The following is a 17,431-nucleotide window of genomic DNA, read 5'->3' as shown; positions in this document are numbered from 1 at the left end:
GTGACCGCTTTATCCCGAAAGCAGACATTCGTGTTAGTCGGCAAGCTTGATTGTTGGTAATATCGGATGCGACCCGATCTCAGAGGCGGTCTTGAACATTGGTTCCTGAAAATGGACCGAATAGCTATTTTCACCCGTACCCATACCACTCTGAATAACCGCACAGCAGATACCCTTGAGTTTGCAGGCGTTTCACGATCCACATTCTCGCAATGCAATCATTCTAACATCGCGAAACGGTCGATTGGCTGTTTTTGAGATGCTTGTTCTGCCTTTAGAATGATTGGACAACCTATGGATCAACCACTTGGCGTTGGGAAGCAAGCAAGTTACGGCTTGGGGCAGATAGCTGGTCAAATATTTAGAGATGTGCCCTCTCTATTGCTTCTATTTTTTCTTACAAATATTGAGGGCATAGAACCCGTTTTTGCAGGTATTGCGATTTTCTTCCCAAAACTTCTCGTGGGCGTTGGTAGCGATATCGTTATGGGTTCCCTGTCGAGCAGGCTCAAAGCCAAATTTCCGATGTCGCGCTGGCTGTTAACGGGCGCATTTCTAGCACCGATACCGTTGATATTGCTGTTTAGCGTTCCGGATATCGCGTGGCAGATGAAACTTATCTATGTCGCGTTTATTTTTTCTCTGTACATGTCCATCTATTCCAGTTTTTCAGTACCTTATCTGGCACTTGCCGCTTCCCTGACACAGACACCGGAAGAGCGGACAAAATTAATGGCTTGGCGCCTGGCGTTTACCGGATTGGGATTGCTCATCGCAGCCGGGGCCGCGCCAGCTTTTGTGGCTCAGCGTGGCGGAGGGGAAACGGCATATATCGAAATGGCGGTGGTGCTCTCGATTATTTGCTCCATTTCGTTGCTCATTGCATATCTCGGTACCTACAAAGCTGCTGTTGTAAGCACAGCGGAGGGCGCAGTTGAGACAAATGCGGACGTTATAGAGCCGCATGAACTGAACAAACTGTCCATGGCGGCAATCATCTCCGCCATGAAGGATCGGCGCTTTTCCAAATTGCTGATTGCCAACATTCTTCAACTGACCGGCGGCGGCATGAACTATGCAGCATTATTATACTTCATGACCTACAATATGCAGCGTGCCGATGCCCTATCTGTGATTGGCCTCCTTATGTTTGCTATTGTTTTGGGTATCATTTTGTCACAACCGGTGTGGGTCGCGATAGCAAAGCGTGTTGGCAAACGGAAAGCCTATATGGCTGCTACAACATTGCATATCGGTTCGATTTTGGTCTGGATCGGTTGGCCAACAGCACCTTTTGAGATCATATGCGTTTGGGCTTTCCTTGCCGGTGTAGGAAATTCAGGATGGACAATGCTGGGATTTTCTATGGTCGCGGATCTGGAAGCAGAGGAGAAAGATGGAATTTTCTCGTCGCTTTGGGTTGCAGCGGACAAGGTTGGCTTTGCGTTGGGAGGAACCTTGTTGATAGGCATAACTCTCTCGGCAGTAGGCTTCGACTCTTCCAAAGCGGCCGCCGGTCTTCCGCAGAGCGACATGGCCGTCCAAGGCATCATGCTTGCATTTGGACTTTTCCCATCAACTTTATATCTGATTTCTTTAATATTAATGGCTGGTTGGAAGCATCGCGCAGAAGAGCATGCTTGACGGAGAAATACGCAAAGTCACTCCCAAAAATGCAACAAAATATGCTCGGGCACGGCTCTGTTGTTTGACCAAAGTTATATTTTGAGGAATATTATCATCCACTTTTGCGCCCAAAGCGGACATTAGATCGGACAAACGCGAATGGCGACAACCGGGGCGGAAGCGGTCGTACGCCATGCGGATGCCAATGTCAGATTTTCATCGCTAACACTGCGCATATTTTTCGCAACCAGGACGGAAATGACGATTTCCAGTGCTCTAAGACCTTTTGTCTTTCACTCCAGAAAGTTTTGTTCCGCTACAATAGTAGGTTGGCTGATTTTCTCGGGCTGGATAGTGAGACGCTGACCACCATCACGCTGGAAGACATGTCCACCGGGCGGATTGCGCGGCAGGCGACTTAGATAGCAGGCGGCTTAAGCGAGACTGTTATAAGCGACCGCCAAATACCGATGTTTTTCAACCCTGTTCCGTAACCCTCACCAAATTCCAGTCATAGCCCAGCTCTTTCACCCGCGCCTCAATCTGGGCGCGCACTTGCGGTTCGGGCTGCGCTTGACGCGTGAGCATCCACAGGTAGCGCCCGCTGGGTTCGCCGACAATCGCCCAGCTATAGTCTTCCGCCCGGTCCAGCACCCAGTAGTCGCCGTAAAAGGGGCCGAAGAAAGAGACTTTCAGCTTCGCATTCTGGCTGCCCTCGACGATTTTCGCCTTGCCGTTGGCGGTGGTGGTCTTGCCCGCTTTGGTGCAGCTGTTGAGGACTTTTATTTTACCGTCATCGCGCAGGGAATAATCGGCGGTCACGCCGTCACAGCCTTTTTGAAACGGCGCTTCATAGCGCGCCATTTCAAACCATTTGCCGAGATAGCGATCCAGCTCCACCGCCTTGGCGGGCTCTGGCACCGTTTTATTGCCGACGGGTCCGGGCTTGCCAGCGCAGGCGCTGATCAGGGCAAAGGGTAACAGGCTAAGCGCGAGCTTTTGGGTGGCCGATAGTGTCATGATGGTCTCCATAGCGATGCAGTATGGCTAGCCGCGTGTGAGTCCATAATGAATATGGGTTTTGGTGCATATTATTCCATGATATGCTCGCGCCAAATCAGCATAAGGTAACGCCATGAATTTGCTCGAAAACCCCGCCCTTAAATGGATCCACTTTACCGACGCGGATAAGCGTTTTGCCTATCCCATCGACTATCACGGCGCGGTGCTTTCCGTGCGGCCGGACGCGGATGGCGCAGGCGGGCATATTGATCTGCTCTACCGCTGGGAGCCGAACGCCTATTGCCATTTCCACCGCCATGTCTGCGCGACCACCTCGACGGTGCTGGCGGGAGAGCTGCATGTGGTGGATTATGAAGGTGGCCCATTTGAAATAGAGAGGGCCGGGGAGAAGCGCATTCGCGCCGCCGGGGATTATGCGGCGAAGGATCCGGGCGATGTCCATATGGAGCATGGCGGGCCAGGTGGCGCGCTGGTGCTGTTCAACCTCTATGCGCCCGATGGCCGGCTGGCCGATTTTCTGGGACCGGATGGCGAGACGCTGACCACCATCACGCTGGAGGATATGACCACCGGACGGATTGCCCAGCAGGCGGCCTAAATAGCAGGCGGCTTAAGCGGCGCGCGGTACGCGAGGGGCTTTTTTGCCGCCTTCTGGCGCGCAGACTACCCGGTTGCGGCCCTGTTCCTTGGCTTCATACATGGCGCTGTCCGCGCTCTTGAATGTCACGGAAAAGGCGCTGGCTGGGCCACATGCCACGCCGAGTGAGCCGGTGACCCGCAGCCGCGCCGGCCAGTCCTGATGCGTCAGTTTCGCAACCGCGCTGCGAAGATGCTCGGCGATATCGGCGGCATCTGTTTTACAGTCGGGCGAATTACAGTCGGGCAGGGCGATAATAAATTCTTCCCCGCCCCAACGCGCGGCCAAGGCATCGGGTGCCGCTTCTTCGAGTGTTTCGCTTATGCACGCGCTGACGGCGGCAATCACCTCGTCACCCTGTCCGTGGCCATAGCTGTCATTAATCTGCTTGAAATGGTCGATGTCGAGCAGGATCAGCGGCGACGGCATATCACCGAGTTCCGCGATGCGCTCCTGCAGGGCAGAGCGGTTCAACAGTCCGGTCAGGCTGTCATGCTGCGACAGCCACGACGTGCGCTGCAGCTCTTCCGCTAGTCGCTGGCTCAGCCGTTCCACCTCGATACCGTCGTGGCAACTTTTATGTGCCTGAAGATTGACCGCCTTGGCAATGATGAACAGGGCGAGGCACATGAAGGCCAGTGCGAGTTCGGCGAAATTGCTGAAATCCTTGCCAAACAGCAATATGCCCGCAGCGACCGCCGCCGTAAATCCGCCAAGTAGCGGGAAAGCAATGCCGGCAATCGGCGCGGCGAGCAGGACGGAGACGACCATCGTCACCAATATCGTGACCCAGGTGGTCAGCACCGCATCCGATCCGCCGATAAGCACCCCAACGTCGAGCATCATCGCGGCCCATATGATGCCGCTGGATGCCTCTGCCATCATCCACAGGTTTTTGCGTATCGTGGTTTTTTTGCCCATCTCGATGGCGCTGCGCAGCCACTGTGACGAGGCGGTGATGGCAAATTGCGCGATGATCTGCAGGCCCAGGAAAATCCATAAAGCGCGGTTGTCGGTCAGGCTCGCTATCCATCCGATCACCCCGACCGGAACGATGACACTAAGCTGCCCGGCAATCCGCCGCTCCAGCCCGTCAATGAGCAGCTTGCGCGAGACTTCCTGCTTGTCGATCGCGGGAATATCCAGCGCGCCGGTAAAGCTGTCCTGATAAGCGGCCTTCGCCATTCCAATCCCCACATATGCGTCGGGAACAGTCCTATGTTATTTTGGATAACAGATTGTTAATGGACGTAAAAAATACCCGCGATCGCAATAGGAAGCATCAGGCGGGATAGTCCAGATACCGGTTCTCGTTCGCAGCATTTAGCTTGCATTATTTCTTCTAACTGCCGTGACCCTCATCACGCTATTTTGAGTTGGTTGCGATCTACTTTCCTACTGTCAATCACGATGAAAGGATAAACTATGGCTACTGAACAAACAAGCAATCCAGAAATGCAGCGACAGGAAGCAATTGAAAATCAATTTGTGCTTTCCGAAAGTGGTTTCGTAAGACACGGCGAAGAAATTTTTGTACCTTGGGGTACTGTAGAAGATTGGAATCTGATGCTTTCACCCAACCATGCTGGTGTAAATGAGCTTGGAAGTCAGAACGACAATGCTCTTATGCAGTTTACGATATCAGCTCGTGAGTTGGGCAATGGCAGCGGATGGGAAATAAGTTCGTCCAGCGCTTTCAGATTTTGGGACAGAAACGATTATCGTGATTTACCGGTTAAGGTTCAATATCTGATGGTAGCAAAGTAAACGCATTTACTTGTGGGTCGGGAACCAACATTTACCTGTTGCCCCGGCCTGCTCGTTATTATTCCGTCACCAAACCAACGCTCAAACCTCTCTTTCTCAGCCTACGCACATCTGCTAGCTTCGAAATATGATCCAAACCCACCAACCGCTCATAATTGAAGTTTCGCTCAACGGCTCGGTGAAGCCGGAGCAGAACCCGACCGTGCCTTATGACGACGATGATATCGTTGCTCAGGCGGTCGAATGTATGGAAGTGGGCGCAGCGCTGGTTCATAATCATACGCGTGATCCAGTGTTCGGGCCGACGGGATCAATGGACGCTGAGGATTATGCCCGGCCTTGGCGCAAGCTGCTCGCGATCCGGCCTGATGCGATATTGACGCCGACCATGCCAGCCGATCCGGGCGGTGTTCCAGTGGAGGTACGCTTCGCCCATATCGAGGCGATGGCGAAGGAAGGTCTGATAGCACAAGGTCTCTGCGATCCTGGCAGTTTCAGCGTTTCGGTGCCATTGGAAGATGGCGTTTTTGCACCAACGGACCTAGTTTATCGCAATGACGCGCATGACAGCCACTATTATGTTGAAGCGTGTCGACGGCTCAAGCTGGGGATGAGCATTTCAATCTTTGAACCCGGCTTCGTTAAGTTCATCATGGCACTGCACCGCGCGGGTAAATTGCCGCCGGGCGGGATCATGAAATTCTATTTCGGTGCGGATTGCATGTCATTCGGCCTGCCGCCAACGGCCAAGGCGCTCGACGCCTATCTGGAGATGATCGAGGGCAGCAATCTGCCTTGGTCGGTGTCCGCTTTTGGTGACGACTGTGTTGGCTGCGGCCTCGCCGAAGAAGCGATTAAACGTGGCGGCCATGTCCAGGTTGGCATCGAACCCTATGGCGGCCCGCGCACGCCGCGCAATGTGGAGCTGGTGCAGGAAGTGGTCGATCTGGCGGGTCGGTTGGGGCGGCCTATCGCCACGCCCGCACAGGCGGCGCAAATTCTGAACCTGCCAACCTATCCGGTACCGTTTGAAGCTTAAGCCTTTTCGGTCGACCCCTATGGTTGACGAACCAGCGGAGTAGTGGAACAACGGGGCCATGAAAAAACTGACCATAACCTTGTCCCTTGGTACAATCTTATCCGCCATGACGATGGTACCCCATGCAGCAGCGCAAGATACCAGTACGGAAAACCTACCGCGAACAACGGATGAACCGGGGGGAGCTCTGCGTCTTCGTGATCGTGTGGTTCCGCTGCCAGAAGATGCCGAGCTTTTGCAAGAGGCAAATAGTCTGATGTTGGCGGGCAAGAAAGATGCTGCAACGATTATCTATGAGCTTCGGGGTGGAAAAATTCGCTACCGGGTGATTGGCGGGACCATTAGCGAGACGAAGCGCGCGCAAATTGATGCAGCCGTTGCGGTGATGCAGCAACGAATTGACAAATAATGGAGAACTCTCCGTTGAAGATATTATTCTTCGTCGCTATGGCTCTTTTGGCTGTCAGCGCCTGCGTTAGCAGCGGGCCGTCCACAAACAAAACGCCTTCGAGCATCACTGCACCGGCGGAGCAGCGGCAGCGGGTCATGCTCACCGGTTTTGAATGTGGTGATAATTGTTATGTCCATTATCGCCCGCTGGGCCAGCCGGAGGGCGAGGTGAAAACTGCCTTATGCACCGTTGGCGGTTGCATCAGCTGGATGACAGAACAATCTTTTGCCTCGAAATTTGAACGGCGTCCGGCGACCATCACCCTGGGAACCGGCAAGCAGTATGACAGCGGCGGAGCGGTGATGAGCATTGATTTTCCGGCGATTACGAGCTTGAAAGTCGATCCGGCGCAATGATAGCACACTAGCCAGACAATGAGCAGGAACCGCGCATGAATGAAGCTATTTTCAAATCCATCATCATCGCGGCCGCGTTGATATTCACACTGCTCTTTTGCATCTGGATCATTCCGCCACTGATTGCTGACCCGGACATAATCGGCGCGTTTGCCGCGGGTTTCGTCAATCCCTATTCCAGCGGCTATTCGGCGGATGTGCTGGCCTGCTGGATCATATTAGTGGCATGGATCGCTTATGAAGCGCGCGCCGAGGATATCCGCCATGGCTGGATCTGTGCATTGCTGGGTATCATTCCCGGCGTTGCGGTAGGCTTTGCGCTCTATCTATTGCTGCGGATGAAACAGCTCCGCGAGCGCGCGGTGCAGAACGAAGCGTAGCCGGATGACGAAACCGCAGCCCCTCCATATCGGCATACTCGCCCATAGCGCGGAGGGCGCGACGCTGTCGTTCCGGACTGTGTGGCAGGAAGGCGTACGCAAAATGGGTGCGCATGAGCATCCGCGGATCACGATGAGCGGCGGGGCGATGGCGCCGACGCTGGAACTATGGGAGCGCGGCGATCTGGCGGCGCTGCGGCAGATTTTCTGGGACGATGCGAAGCGATTGGCCGCGGCAGGGGCGGATTTCTTCATCCTGCCAGATAATACCGCGCATATTGCGCTGGAAGAACCCGGCCCCGATTTTCCTATCCCGTGTCTGCACATAGCCGAGGTCGTCGCGGCGCAGGCAGCGGCGGACGGGCGGCGGCATATTGGCGTGCTCGGCACCAATTGGACAATGGAAGGAGCGGTGTATAAGGATGCCCTAGCGCGCCGCACGCTGGAACGCTCCATTCCCACGCCTGTGGATCGGGAGACCATTCACACAGCGATTTTCGATGAACTGTGCCTAGGCGATTTTCGCGCCGAGACCCGCGCGGAATTTGTCCGCATCATCGGCGATCTGCAACGCAAAGGCTGCGACGCTGTCGCGCTGGTCTGCACGGAAATCCCGCTACTGATCACCGAAGACGTGTCACCCCTGCCAATCATCGACAGCACACGGCTGCAAGCGAAAGCCGCCGTTGCGGTTGCGCTGGGTGACGCGGCGATGCCGGCCTGGCGGGGTGGGGTGTTTTGAGCGGTGTTGTTGTCCGCTTTGGCGGCAAAAGCGGAATCTGAGATATGTCAGAAATGTACACCAACCCGCACATTGATTTTGGGAGACCGATCGGCGCTTTCGAAACGATTTTCATTGATTGGTATGGCCGTTTCTATGTTGAGATCTATTGACCCCATTTGTGTAACGTTGATCGTCTCATTTCTTGCCTGAACCTTCGCTAATATAATTTGCAACCATCGCTCCCAGAACCTAGTGACGCAGAGATATTTCCCTCTTCAGGAGAGCCTCTATGCGTTTGTTCGCTATCCTATCCTTAGTCCTTAGCATCGTTACACTGGGTGCCTGTTCCATGCAGGGCAGCGCGCCTGATGCCGATGGTTCGCCGATGGTTTCACCCATCCTTACTACGGAGGATGCGAAAGACCCCTATAGCTATGCCCAACCCGAAGTGGCGCGGGTGACCCATGTGGCGTTAGATCTTGAGCTGAATTTTGAAAATAGGGATGTCAGCGGCACAGCCACGCTGGATGTACTGGCGGCGGACAGTGCTGATAAGGTGATTCTTGATACCATGGGGCTAGAGATATTGTCGGTCACCGATAATGCAGGCAGTGATCTGCCGTTCGAAGTGGGCGAGACAAAAGAAGGGATAGGCGCGCCGCTTACGATCACGTTGGGGGACAAGCGACAGGTTATAATTGCTTATAAGTCGGGTCCCAAAGCCAAGGCTCTACAATGGCTCGTGCCCGAACAGACTGCCGGTGGCAAACACCCTTATTTGCTAAGTCAGGGCCAACCGACACTGAATCGAACTTGGATACCCACGCAAGACAGCCCCGGCATCCGCCAAACATGGGAGGCGAAAATCACTGCACCTGAACCGCTGACAGTGGTTATGTCTGGCCTCTCAGGCGGCGATCCAACGGATGCAGGCAAAGGACGCCGTGTTTTCAATTTTACGATGGACAAACCAGTTGCGCCCTATCTGATCGCGATTGCGGCAGGCGATATTGTGTTCAAAGAACTCGGACCCCGCTCTGGCGTGTGGACCGAGCCGGCAATGCTTGACAAAGCGGCGGCAGAACTTGCCGATACGGAAAAGATGATCGACGCGGCAGAAGAACTCTACGGCGACTATCGCTGGGGCCGTTATGACATGATCGTACTGCCGCCAAGCTTCCCCTATGGCGGGATGGAAAATCCGGTCATGACGTTCCTGACACCAACTTTTATCGCCGGTGATCGCAGTCTGACTGGCCTTGTGGCGCATGAGTTGGCGCATAGCTGGTCCGGCAATCTGGTGACCAATGCCAATTGGTCAGACAGTTGGCTGAATGAAGGTACTACAAGCTATTTCGAAAACCGGATTATCGAGAAATTATACGGCAACAAGCGAGCGAGCCAAGAACGCGCTCTGAACTTTGCGGCAATGGAAGAAACAATTGCCGAAAAAGGCTCAGACGCCGACATTACTGCGCTGCATCTAACCGGTGAGAACGCTAGTCCAGAAGGCGGGGCGAGCGGTGTCATATACGACAAAGGCGCGAGTTTCTTTCACACTGTAGAAGCGATAGTAGGACGAGAGAAATTCGATACGTGGCTGGAAAGCTGGTTTGATCGACATGCATTCGAACCAGCGACATCGGCAATGATCCTCGCTGATATGCGGAAAAATCTGGTGAAGGGCGACGAAGAATTGGAGGCGAAGCTTTTGCTGGATGAATGGGTCTATCAGCCGGGCCTGCCATCAAACGCGCTGCGGCCTGATCCAGCCGCTTTTGCCGAAGTAGATAAGGCGGCGGCGGCCTATGTAGCCAACCGCACGCTCGATAAGGCTGTGTGGGAGAAGTGGACCAGCGCGGAACGCCTGCGTCTGTTGAGCAAACTGCCGCAGCAATTGCCGGACGAGGAATTGGCGAAGCTTGATGGCGACCTTGGCCTGACAGCATCGGCCAACAATGAAATCCTGTTCGCTTGGCTTAAGTTATCGCTACAGAACCGCTATGATCCGGCAGTACCACTAGCCGAAGAATTTCTCGCCACTGTCGGTCGCCGCAAATTCGTGGCGCCATTGTTCGAGACGCTGATGGAGCAAGGCGAATGGGGAAAACCGATTGCCAAACGCATCTATGCCAAAACACGCGGCCGCTATCATGCGGTCACCACTGGGACCGTGGATAAAACGGTGTTGGGCGAAGATTAAAAGGTATATTGGGTATGGAATCCGAGGATGTCGTAGGTATGGACCTCCAACGTCCGCTTTCGAAATTTGCGCCGGCCTGTTGAAACATAGCGATATGGGATTTCCGGTTCGGCCCTCCACTTTAGCCGGACCAAGCATCTGCTTGCGCGGGGCGTTGCGCAGGCAACGAACAGTTATATCATTGAAACTTCACGGCAATCAGTTAATCATCCCGTGATGAGCACCGATCCCATCAAACGTAGCAGCGCCGCCAGTCAGGCTGGTCATCATTTTCGTTATTTTGATTTTGTGATGGCGGCCTTTGTCACCATCCTGCTGCTGTCGAATATTATTGGCGCGGCTAAGCCGACCTTTGTTACCATTAGCGGTGAGCAGTGGGTTTACGGCGCGGGGATATTATTCTTCCCATTGGGATATGTGATCGGCGATATTCTGACTGAAGTTTATGGTTATGCACGCGCAAGACGAGTGATCTGGGCCGGTTTTGCGGCGTTGGTGTTTATGGCTTTCATGAGTTGGGTGGTGGTATCCCTGCCGCCCGCACAGGGGTGGGAAGGGCAAGCCGCTTATGAAAGCGTTTTTGGTCAGGTTCCCCGGATTGTGGCGGCCTCTATCATCGCTTTTTGGGCTGGTGAGTTTGTGAACAGCTATGTCATGGCGCGGATGAAGGTCTGGACGCAAGGTAAAATGCTCTGGTCGCGGACCATTGGGTCCACGGTTGTCGGGCAGGGGGTCGATAGCCTGATCTTCTATCCGCTGGCCTTCTGGGGTGTATGGGAGACATCCGCCGTGTTGACGGTCATGGTCACCAATTGGTTGCTTAAAGTGCTATGGGAAGTCGTTCTGACACCCGTTACCTACGCAGTCGTTGGTTGGCTGAAACGGCGAGAGGGCGTTGATATCTATGATGAATCAACGAATTTCACACCATTTAAGACAACGGTTTGATCCTCGAATCGCGCTATCTGAGCAGGTGGTTTTTCTCTGCCCACCGGGCGAACATCAAAAATACAATCGCTAGAACCGGTATGGATATCGGCATGAACCATCCTGTCTTGCTAATATAATCCGCATAGCCATCAAGAATGAAATAGCTGCTAAACTGGATCAACACCGCGAGCAGCGAAAGGAGGAACAACCGCACAGCAATCGGTCTGCGCAGCAACAGCATCACGGATCCCAAAAAGCCAGCAATCACCGCCACCGCAAACGCAGCAGTCGCCCAATAGGGACGATTGGCGTATAAATTTTGTTCCGCCTCGGTCAGTTTTGCAAAGTCCTCTGCGGTCATCATGATGTCACTGGCATAAGCGGCGACGCCGAGACCATTCCATATCACGGCAAATATTCCTATGATCCAGAACCAGATCGGTACTTTCTTATCTTGTATCATGTGCCTTTCCCTCCCCGCGGCCAATTTCTGTTTGGCCAGGTCTCGAACATTACCCTTTATAAACCAGAATGTTCCGCGAGACTATATCGAGATTTTTATGGCTATCCGTTCAAAGGCAAATTGCTCGCCGGTTTCTGTTTTGGACGTTTCTTCTGATCCATTCTGGTGAGGTTGCAACTGGCATATCTAGCGCTGAGAAAGTTGATTTTCCTGGCCCCATCGAACTAATCGAAACAGTGAATAGCCACGATTGATTTTATCCATTTTTATGCGCCTAAAACGTCTCTATAGGACCGCTCTCAATCTGATGGAGTAAGTTAATGATTAGTAGAAATATCCCCCAAGTTACCTTGCGTACACGCGTTCGTGATGAAAGCATCGAAGGTCCGAATCCTTTCCGTTGGCAAGATGTTGATACAAAAGATTTGTTCAGCGGAAAGCGTATCGCTGTGTTTTCATTGCCTGGTGCTTTTACACCGACTTGTTCGAACGAACAATGCCCGGCATTCGAACGTCTCTATGACGAATTCAAAGCCAAAGGCGTTGATGAAGTATATTGTATCTCAGTCAATGATGCATTTGTCATGTATCAGTGGGGCCAGTCTCTTGGTCTGGAAAATGTCAAATTGCTGCCAGACGGTTCCGGTGATTTCACCCGGCGGATGGGCATGCTGATCAAGAAAAACCATCTCGGTTTTGGTGATCGCAGCTGGCGCTATGCAATGATTGCTGACGATGGCGTAATCAGCGCGTGGTTTGAAGAGCCCGGCATTAACGATGATGGCGTTGACAGTGACCCTTATGGCGAAACGTCACCAGAAACCATGCTCGCATGGCTTGATGACAATGGAGCTGTCCAGAAAGCGGCTTAATCGCTGGACAGTCTTATGCTCAAGAAGACCGCGAGTGATTATTCGTTCGCGGTCTTTTCTTTTTGGCGATAGTCTGAACGGATGACGGCGCTGAACAAACCAATCATCATGACGGCGATCATGGCCAAACAGGATTTTGCCTGGGCCGATAGTCTGCGCCGCCAATATTATCCGTCAGAGCGCAATGTCCTGCCAGCGCATATCACTTTGTTCCATCATCTGCCGCCACAAGCGCTGAATGAGGTCAAGCAGGCAGTTATCGAACTGACTCGGCACAGCTCGCCTCCCACGACGTCCTTGCAGCGATTGATCCATCTGGGCACCGGTGTTGGTTATCAGCTCCATTCGCCTGAACTTATCGATATGCGGATGGAAATGGCGGACCAGTTTCATGGGCTGCTGGTCGCTCAGGACCAACAGACGCCGCGGCTGCATATCACGGTGCAGAATAAGGTTTCGGCGAAAGAAGCCAAAGAGCTGATGACACGACTATTGCTGGATTTTGAATCGCGACCATTTGAAATCAAAGGCTTGGCGCTTCATTATTATATGGATGGTCCCTGGCAGTTAATCGGCGAATGGCCGTTTCGCGGCTAGACGCGTTCGACTTCCTTTATCGGGATGTCAGGATCTGCCAATTGCGTACGATCTAGCGATAGCCCGCCTTCCACGACCTTCCGGCCTTGTACATAGTCTTTGGTGGCGTTGACGCAGTCCAGCGCAATCACTTTGTCGTCTTTCAAATAGACGACCGAAAAGGATCGGTTTGCCGGATCCCCGCGCACGATATATTCATCATGACCAGTGGAAAGGCCAACCGTTTGAAGCTTCAGATCATATTGATTGGACCAGAACCACGGCACCGCATTATATTCGCATTCCTCGCCGATAATATCCAGCGCTGCCACTTTGGCTTGATCGTTGGCATTTTGTACAGACTCCAGCCGAATATGCGCACCATCGGCAAAGCGATTGCTATGTGCCGCACAGTCACCAATGGCATAAATTCCGTTCAAGCTGGTCCGGCAGGTTTGATCGACATCCACGCCATTGCCAGCCGCGGCGCCAGCAGCAACCAATGGGCCTGTTTCCGGAATGATGCCAATACCGACAATGATCATATTCGCATCTAGTACGCGTCCGTCGGAGAGTTTAACGCCGGTTGCCATGCCGTCATCATTGGTTTCAAAAGCCTCAACCATCGCATCAAGTTCTACCGTCACACCTTGCCGGCGATGTTCTTCCTCATAAAAGCGCGACAAAGTTTCACCGGCTACGCGCGACAAGACCCGATCGAGCGATTCGACAATCGTTACATTCTTACCAAGCTTTGTGAGCACCGCTGCTGCTTCAAGGCCAATATAGCCGCCGCCAACAACCACGACCTTTTCAGTAGAGGGCAGGGCTGCCATGATCTTGTCCACATCTGCGCGCGACCGCACCGCGTGAATATTGCGGGCCTGGCTGCCCGGACAGTCGAGCATTCGCGGCGAACCGCCAGTGGCCCAGATTAATTTGCTATAACCAAACTCGTCATCCGTGCTCAGCGTTACCGTTTTTGCCATCGGATCGACTTTCGAAACCCGGCAACCGGTAAGCAGGTCAATATTACGCTCGGCCCAAAAGCTTTCTGGACGCAGCATGATGCGCTCAAATGGCTTGTCGCCGGCAAGATATTCCTTGGATAGCGGCGGCCGCTCATAGGGCGGATATTTTTCATTACCCATCAGACCGATAGTGCCTTCAAACTTCTGTTGACGCAGCGCAATAGCAGCTTGCGCGCCAGCATGGCCCGCGCCAACGATCAATATGTCGTAGGATTTGTTCATCTTCGGCCCCTTTGCGCCGCCCAGCGGCAAGGGAAAGACTGTTAGCGCGGAAGCCAGCTTCGTTGCAAGCATAAGAAAATGACAGGCAACTTGTTGACCGATAACTATGCTATGACTATAGCGCCGCGATCCAAGGATTTTTACAGCGACTCCGGTCGCGATGAAAAATCAATGGCGGAGTAGCTCAGGTGGTTAGAGCAGTGGAATCATAATCCATGTGTCGGGGGTTCGAGTCCCTCCTCCGCTACCAGTTTTTCCCATGAAGAAATCGTCTTGGAGACGATTTTCGGAAAAACTCCCGCAGCGCGAGCAAGGGTGTAATGCGCCGACCGTGCTGGAACATTCGAACGAAAAATTCCAAGTGCAATTAAATCCGTCTCTTTATGAAAGCGCCCTGTAGAAATGGCATACTCAAGTTAATCTCAACTCGATTAGGGCCTGCTATGGGCGCAAAAGCGGACATACCGGCAGAGTTGCCAATATTCGCGAAAGTCTTCATGATGTTGGGATGCGAATTCAGGCACTTATTAAAGAACTACAGTTCGAGTTAAACTCACTTCTTGCGCGCTATCATAGCAGTCGCAGACTGGACAAAAAGGCAAGAGCCTGTTTGGACGCAGCATTCTCTTTATGCGATGATCCGCCTTACTACCTCTTGGCTTATGATGCTAAATTGATGTGTCTGGAAGGCCGTCATGAAGAAGCCCGAGACCGTTATAGAGAGTGCTTAGCTGGGTTGCCCGAGGTGTTGAGTTTGGAAGAGACCTATGTTTCGCTTTATTGTAGGTTGAACTTGGGGCTCTACGATAAAAACTGCTCCTACGAAGAGCTTGAGGAATTGCGGCAAAAAGCCGCCAATCTTGGCGATCGTGGGTTGCCCCAATATCATCTTCGTTTCCCTTCGAAATCATTGCTCACGGAGCAATATGGTAGCCGGGTACCTCTAGACCAGACGATCAAGGTGAAGAACAGTCCGGTCAAACCCTCTCGCGTCTACTACAAGGCGAATCTCTAGTCCGTTAACCGCCCAAAATTTGCCTTCAAAACGGACAAGGCTAACGTCCGCTTTCGGGATCAAACAGACCGCAGCTCAGCCCTTATAATTTTTCCCGATATAGCGCGTTAGCGGCGTATCGCTTTTCAGTTCCGGTCCGCGGGGGTTTAGGGTGTCGTACACCACTGCATTTTCCAGCACACGTTTGACGTAATTGCGCGTTTCGGAAATGGGGATGTCTTCAATCCATTTGAGCCAGTCGATCCCGCCCTGACGCGGGTCGCCGTTGCGGCGTAGCCATTTGTTCACATTGCCGGGGCCGGCGTTATAGGCTGCGACTGCCAATGGGCGTGATCCGCCATAATAGCGTAGCATGCGCTGAAAATAGCCACTGCCGAGGCGGATATTATATTGTGGGTCAGCGGTCAGGGATGATAGGTTATAGCGCAATCCGGCCTTGCCCGATTGTTCGCGGGCGGTCCCAGGCATCAGCTGCATCAGTCCGCGGGCACCCGCATGGCTGATCGCGCCTCGGGCGAATTGGCTTTCCTGACGTGTAATTGCGTGAATGCTGGTCCAGTTATTTTCATAACCATTTGGCACTTTCAACGTTGGGAACAGGGTCGAATCTGTCGCGGTTCGTTTTTGTCCTTGCGCGCTGATACCTGATATGACGCCGAGGTCGCGCTGACCAATCCGGGCGGATAAGTCGCTGATCATGGCATAATCTTTGTCGGTCTGGGCATTGAAGGACATCGCGCGATAGAAACGAATCTGTTCTCTCCATGGACCGGTTCGTGCGGAGGCTTTAACGGCAATAGTCATAGGATCCTGATCAAAAGCTCGCCGGTCCTGATCGCTAATCTCGACTGCTGGTTTGCGGCTAAAGGCGGGCAAAGAGCGGCCAAGCCTTTCATGGGCTAATTGCCCATAAAAATAGGCAGGGAAGGCAGCAGCCTTTTCAAAATAGGCTGTGGCTTCAGTGGATTGTCCGGCATCGGCGGCAGCGCGTCCTGCCCAATAATAACCTTTCGAGCGTATATTGGGGCTATTATAGGAGCGTGCATAGCGGTCGAACATCGCAACCGCTTTGGCCGGATTGCGTTGCCCCCAAAGAGCAGCATTGCCGGCAAGCCAGGTTAAATCGGAATATTTGTCGCGGATACGGCTGCTCTGTGCGGCAATATCAGTGGGTCCGGCAAAGGCGTCATCAACTTTCGAAGCTATGTTATATGCAACGGTCCATTGCCGATCGTTGGCGGCGGCCTTGGCATTGATCAGATTGGCCTCATACCATGTGGCGATTTGAGAATCGCTGGTGGGCCGTTGGCGTAAGACCGGCCGGTTAGCCATCAACTGACGGGCATTATAGCTTTGCCCCTTGTTACGCAAATGGCGAGCGCGGTCGGCGATATAGCCTGCATCATATTGGGCCAGACTGTTGACTGCGCTAGCTTTGGCACTGGCATTTGGCGCGTCTGTCAACTGAGCCAGTCGCGCTTCAAACACCGCACGTCGTCCAGACGAGGCAAAGCCAAGCTGGCGGGCCGCGGCCCGCGTCGCGCGGGCCCAGAGCAGCGCATCCATGCGCACATCATGATCATCGACCGTCAGTGCGGAGCGGAAGCGGTTGAGCAGCGCTGTTTCATCCTCGGTTGTCAAAGTACCGCCGCGCCACGCCTGTTGTGCCATGGCATTGGCTTTCAGCGTTTCCCCTCTGGATTGAAGGGCTACAGCATATTTCGCAGCACCGGCATTGGTCAGCGGCGCAAAGCGGTCAAAGAAGGCAATGACCCGGCTAGCGGAGAAATTGTTAATATCAATTGCCTGCTCCGCATTGCGGCGCATCCGGGTGTCTTCGGGCCAGCCTGGATAAGTGACGAGAAATCCGGCATAATCATCGAATGAATAATTGTCAGACTGGGTCAGAACGCGCCAGCGTTGCAGTCCAAGCACCGCGTTTCCACGGGTTGGATCGGAGAGTGTCGCCCCACCGCTTTGTTCGGCGGCCATGCAGGTCACCGGGGTCAAAAGCAGGCTTGCGAGAATAATTCTTGATACCATACTGGACATTTTGGGGGTAGGCTCCTTATCAGGCGCTGAACGAAGAACTATATCATTGTTAAGCTTGAGTAAG

18 protein-coding genes and 1 tRNA gene are annotated in these 17,431 nt (G+C 53.4%); 14 read left to right on the top strand and 5 right to left on the bottom strand.

The window, feature by feature from the left end:
- Window positions 1-294: 294 nt before the first annotated feature.
- The gene (locus tag ABJM21_RS09905; protein WP_348301308.1) at window positions 295-1,644 is read left to right on the top strand and encodes an MFS transporter; all 1,350 of its coding nucleotides are present in this window, start codon (window positions 295-297) and stop codon (window positions 1,642-1,644) included.
- A 459-nt stretch (window positions 1,645-2,103) separates the two neighbouring features.
- Here the strand turns inward: ABJM21_RS09905 and ABJM21_RS09900 are convergent, their stop codons facing one another.
- Window positions 2,104-2,646: a lipocalin family protein gene (locus ABJM21_RS09900; RefSeq protein WP_348301309.1), complete on the bottom strand. Its 543-nt coding sequence runs from the start codon at window positions 2,644-2,646 to the stop codon at window positions 2,104-2,106.
- Between the two features lie 115 nt (window positions 2,647-2,761).
- On the opposite strand from ABJM21_RS09900, the gene ABJM21_RS09895 reads away from it, so the two are divergent.
- Window positions 2,762-3,247 carry a hypothetical protein gene (locus ABJM21_RS09895; RefSeq protein ID WP_348301310.1) on the top strand — a complete coding sequence of 162 codons (486 nt, stop codon included), beginning with the start codon at window positions 2,762-2,764 and terminating at the stop codon, window positions 3,245-3,247.
- Between the two features lie 12 nt (window positions 3,248-3,259).
- Here the strand turns inward: ABJM21_RS09895 and ABJM21_RS09890 are convergent, their stop codons facing one another.
- Window positions 3,260-4,483 carry a GGDEF domain-containing protein gene (locus ABJM21_RS09890; protein ID WP_348382152.1) on the bottom strand — a complete coding sequence of 408 codons (1,224 nt, stop codon included), beginning with the start codon at window positions 4,481-4,483 and terminating at the stop codon, window positions 3,260-3,262.
- Between the two features lie 228 nt (window positions 4,484-4,711).
- Here ABJM21_RS09890 and ABJM21_RS09885 point away from each other — a divergent pair, with 228 nt between their 5' ends.
- The 8 genes from ABJM21_RS09885 (at window position 4,712) to ABJM21_RS09850 (ending at window position 11,154) form a co-directional block, all read left to right on the top strand.
- On the top strand, window positions 4,712-5,053 hold the full coding sequence (locus ABJM21_RS09885; protein WP_348301312.1) for a hypothetical protein: 342 nt from the start codon (window positions 4,712-4,714) through the stop codon (window positions 5,051-5,053).
- 127 nt (window positions 5,054-5,180) lie between these two features.
- A complete protein-coding gene (locus ABJM21_RS09880) occupies window positions 5,181-6,092 on the top strand; it encodes a 3-keto-5-aminohexanoate cleavage protein (RefSeq protein ID WP_348301313.1) in 912 nt (303 codons plus the stop codon).
- A 58-nt stretch (window positions 6,093-6,150) separates the two neighbouring features.
- Window positions 6,151-6,501, top strand: a complete 351-nt coding sequence (locus ABJM21_RS09875; RefSeq protein WP_348301314.1) for a hypothetical protein — start codon at window positions 6,151-6,153, stop codon at window positions 6,499-6,501.
- A complete protein-coding gene (locus ABJM21_RS09870) occupies window positions 6,501-6,899 on the top strand; it encodes a hypothetical protein (protein ID WP_348419751.1) in 399 nt (132 codons plus the stop codon). The genes ABJM21_RS09875 and ABJM21_RS09870 overlap by 1 nt, the downstream gene beginning before the upstream one ends.
- 35 nt (window positions 6,900-6,934) lie before the next feature.
- Entirely contained in the window at window positions 6,935-7,279 is a 345-nt protein-coding gene (locus tag ABJM21_RS09865) for a DUF2834 domain-containing protein (RefSeq protein WP_348301316.1), read from the top strand.
- Window positions 7,280-7,283: 4 nt separating this feature from the next.
- Entirely contained in the window at window positions 7,284-8,021 is a 738-nt protein-coding gene (locus ABJM21_RS09860; RefSeq protein WP_348301317.1) for an amino acid racemase, read from the top strand.
- Between the two features lie 271 nt (window positions 8,022-8,292).
- Complete coding sequence (locus ABJM21_RS09855) at window positions 8,293-10,206, top strand: M1 family metallopeptidase (protein WP_348301318.1); 1,914 nt, start codon at window positions 8,293-8,295, stop codon at window positions 10,204-10,206.
- A gap of 216 nt (window positions 10,207-10,422) precedes the next feature.
- On the top strand, window positions 10,423-11,154 hold the full coding sequence (locus ABJM21_RS09850) for a queuosine precursor transporter (RefSeq protein WP_348301319.1): 732 nt from the start codon (window positions 10,423-10,425) through the stop codon (window positions 11,152-11,154).
- Between the two features lie 13 nt (window positions 11,155-11,167).
- Here the strand turns inward: ABJM21_RS09850 and ABJM21_RS09845 are convergent, their stop codons facing one another.
- The gene (locus tag ABJM21_RS09845) at window positions 11,168-11,599 is read right to left on the bottom strand and encodes a hypothetical protein (protein ID WP_348301320.1); all 432 of its coding nucleotides are present in this window, start codon (window positions 11,597-11,599) and stop codon (window positions 11,168-11,170) included.
- 320 nt (window positions 11,600-11,919) lie between these two features.
- Here ABJM21_RS09845 and ABJM21_RS09840 point away from each other — a divergent pair, with 320 nt between their 5' ends.
- Together ABJM21_RS09840 and ABJM21_RS09835 are read left to right on the top strand one after the other, a co-directional pair.
- Complete coding sequence (locus ABJM21_RS09840) at window positions 11,920-12,471, top strand: peroxiredoxin (RefSeq protein ID WP_348301321.1); 552 nt, start codon at window positions 11,920-11,922, stop codon at window positions 12,469-12,471.
- Window positions 12,472-12,552: 81 nt separating this feature from the next.
- On the top strand, window positions 12,553-13,068 hold the full coding sequence (locus ABJM21_RS09835) for a 2'-5' RNA ligase family protein (protein ID WP_348301323.1): 516 nt from the start codon (window positions 12,553-12,555) through the stop codon (window positions 13,066-13,068).
- Here ABJM21_RS09835 and ABJM21_RS09830 read toward each other — a convergent pair.
- Window positions 13,065-14,300 (bottom strand): FAD-dependent oxidoreductase, encoded by a 1,236-nt coding sequence (locus ABJM21_RS09830; RefSeq protein WP_348301324.1) that lies wholly within the window; start codon window positions 14,298-14,300, stop codon window positions 13,065-13,067. The two genes, ABJM21_RS09835 and ABJM21_RS09830, sit on opposite strands and share 4 nt — an antisense overlap.
- 173 nt (window positions 14,301-14,473) lie before the next feature.
- Here ABJM21_RS09830 and ABJM21_RS09825 point away from each other — a divergent pair.
- Window positions 14,474-14,550: transfer RNA gene (locus ABJM21_RS09825), tRNA-Met, on the top strand.
- Window positions 14,551-14,910: 360 nt separating this feature from the next.
- Complete coding sequence (locus ABJM21_RS09820) at window positions 14,911-15,315, top strand: hypothetical protein (RefSeq protein ID WP_348301325.1); 405 nt, start codon at window positions 14,911-14,913, stop codon at window positions 15,313-15,315.
- Between the two features lie 75 nt (window positions 15,316-15,390).
- On the opposite strand, the gene ABJM21_RS09815 is transcribed toward ABJM21_RS09820, so the two are convergent.
- Window positions 15,391-17,367: a lytic transglycosylase domain-containing protein gene (locus ABJM21_RS09815; protein ID WP_348301326.1), complete on the bottom strand. Its 1,977-nt coding sequence runs from the start codon at window positions 17,365-17,367 to the stop codon at window positions 15,391-15,393.
- Window positions 17,368-17,431 lie beyond the last annotated feature (64 nt).

Origin of the sequence: Parasphingorhabdus sp., assembly GCF_039977335.1 — a bacterium.
In the GTDB taxonomy this organism is placed as follows: Bacteria; Pseudomonadota; Alphaproteobacteria; order Sphingomonadales; family Sphingomonadaceae; genus Parasphingorhabdus.
Note: the sequence above shows the minus strand (reverse complement) of the source record. Positions and strands in the feature narration are given on the sequence as shown.

Excerpts from the sequence above, each read along its gene's own strand:
- ABJM21_RS09855 (WP_348301318.1), top strand. The coding sequence starts at position 8,293 with ATGCGTTTGTTCGCTATCCTATCCTTAGTCCTTAGCATCGTTACACTG.
- ABJM21_RS09815 (WP_348301326.1), bottom strand. The coding sequence starts at position 17,367 with ATGTCCAGTATGGTATCAAGAATTATTCTCGCAAGCCTGCTTTTGACC.
- ABJM21_RS09900 (WP_348301309.1), bottom strand. The coding sequence starts at position 2,646 with ATGACACTATCGGCCACCCAAAAGCTCGCGCTTAGCCTGTTACCCTTT.
- ABJM21_RS09880 (WP_348301313.1), top strand. The coding sequence starts at position 5,181 with ATGATCCAAACCCACCAACCGCTCATAATTGAAGTTTCGCTCAACGGC.
- ABJM21_RS09865 (WP_348301316.1), top strand. The coding sequence starts at position 6,935 with ATGAATGAAGCTATTTTCAAATCCATCATCATCGCGGCCGCGTTGATA.
- ABJM21_RS09845 (WP_348301320.1), bottom strand. The coding sequence starts at position 11,599 with ATGATACAAGATAAGAAAGTACCGATCTGGTTCTGGATCATAGGAATA.
- ABJM21_RS09885 (WP_348301312.1), top strand. The coding sequence starts at position 4,712 with ATGGCTACTGAACAAACAAGCAATCCAGAAATGCAGCGACAGGAAGCA.
- ABJM21_RS09875 (WP_348301314.1), top strand. The coding sequence starts at position 6,151 with ATGAAAAAACTGACCATAACCTTGTCCCTTGGTACAATCTTATCCGCC.
- ABJM21_RS09905 (WP_348301308.1), top strand. The coding sequence starts at position 295 with ATGGATCAACCACTTGGCGTTGGGAAGCAAGCAAGTTACGGCTTGGGG.
- ABJM21_RS09850 (WP_348301319.1), top strand. The coding sequence starts at position 10,423 with ATGAGCACCGATCCCATCAAACGTAGCAGCGCCGCCAGTCAGGCTGGT.
- ABJM21_RS09870 (WP_348419751.1), top strand. The coding sequence starts at position 6,501 with ATGGAGAACTCTCCGTTGAAGATATTATTCTTCGTCGCTATGGCTCTT.
- ABJM21_RS09895 (WP_348301310.1), top strand. The coding sequence starts at position 2,762 with ATGAATTTGCTCGAAAACCCCGCCCTTAAATGGATCCACTTTACCGAC.
- ABJM21_RS09840 (WP_348301321.1), top strand. The coding sequence starts at position 11,920 with ATGATTAGTAGAAATATCCCCCAAGTTACCTTGCGTACACGCGTTCGT.
- ABJM21_RS09860 (WP_348301317.1), top strand. The coding sequence starts at position 7,284 with ATGACGAAACCGCAGCCCCTCCATATCGGCATACTCGCCCATAGCGCG.
- ABJM21_RS09830 (WP_348301324.1), bottom strand. The coding sequence starts at position 14,300 with ATGAACAAATCCTACGACATATTGATCGTTGGCGCGGGCCATGCTGGC.
- ABJM21_RS09835 (WP_348301323.1), top strand. The coding sequence starts at position 12,553 with ATGACGGCGCTGAACAAACCAATCATCATGACGGCGATCATGGCCAAA.